This is a genomic window from Ferrimonas aestuarii (assembly GCF_005116665.1).
GTDB classification, from domain to species: Bacteria; Pseudomonadota; Gammaproteobacteria; order Enterobacterales; family Shewanellaceae; genus Ferrimonas; species Ferrimonas aestuarii.
Window position 1 is genome coordinate 1 of sequence record NZ_SWCJ01000040.1, and the last position, 903, is coordinate 903.

1 rRNA gene is annotated in these 903 nt (G+C 52.8%); it reads left to right on the forward strand.

Annotated elements, in window-relative coordinates:
- Positions 1 to 884, forward strand: a 23S ribosomal RNA gene (locus FCL42_RS21490); the annotation flags it as partial.
- Between the last annotated feature and the right edge of the window lie 19 nt (positions 885 to 903).

The following is a 903-nucleotide window of genomic DNA, read 5'->3' on the forward strand; positions in this document are numbered from 1 at the left end:
TTGCGGTGAAGATGCCGTATACCCGCGGCTAGACGGAAAGACCCCGTGAACCTTTACTACAGCTTGGCACTGAACATTGACCCTACATGTGTAGGATAGGTGGGAGGCTTTGAAGCATTGTCGCTAGATGATGTGGAGCCGACCTTGAAATACCACCCTTGTAGTGTTGATGTTCTAACTTAGGTCCCTGAATCGGGATTGAGGACAGTGCCTGGTGGGTAGTTTGACTGGGGCGGTCTCCTCCCAAAGAGTAACGGAGGAGCACGAAGGTTGGCTAAGTATGGTCGGACATCATACGGTTAGTGCAATGGCATAAGCCAGCTTAACTGCGAGACAGACACGTCGAGCAGGTACGAAAGTAGGTCATAGTGATCCGGTGGTTCTGCATGGAAGGGCCATCGCTCAACGGATAAAAGGTACTCCGGGGATAACAGGCTGATACCGCCCAAGAGTTCATATCGACGGCGGTGTTTGGCACCTCGATGTCGGCTCATCACATCCTGGGGCTGAAGTCGGTCCCAAGGGTATGGCTGTTCGCCATTTAAAGTGGTACGCGAGCTGGGTTCAGAACGTCGTGAGACAGTTCGGTCCCTATCTGCCGTGGGCGTTTGAGAATTGAGAGGGGCTGCTCCTAGTACGAGAGGACCGGAGTGGACGAACCTCTGGTGTTCCGGTTGTCACGCCAGTGGCATTGCCGGGTAGCTAAGTTCGGAATCGATAACCGCTGAAAGCATCTAAGCGGGAAGCGAGCCTCAAGATGAGTTCTCACTTGGACTTTAAGTCCACTAAAGGGCCGTGGAAGACTACCACGTTGATAGGCAGGGTGTGTAAGCGTTGTGAGGCGTTGAGCTAACCTGTACTAATGACCCGTGAGGCTTAACCATACAACACCCAATGGGTTTT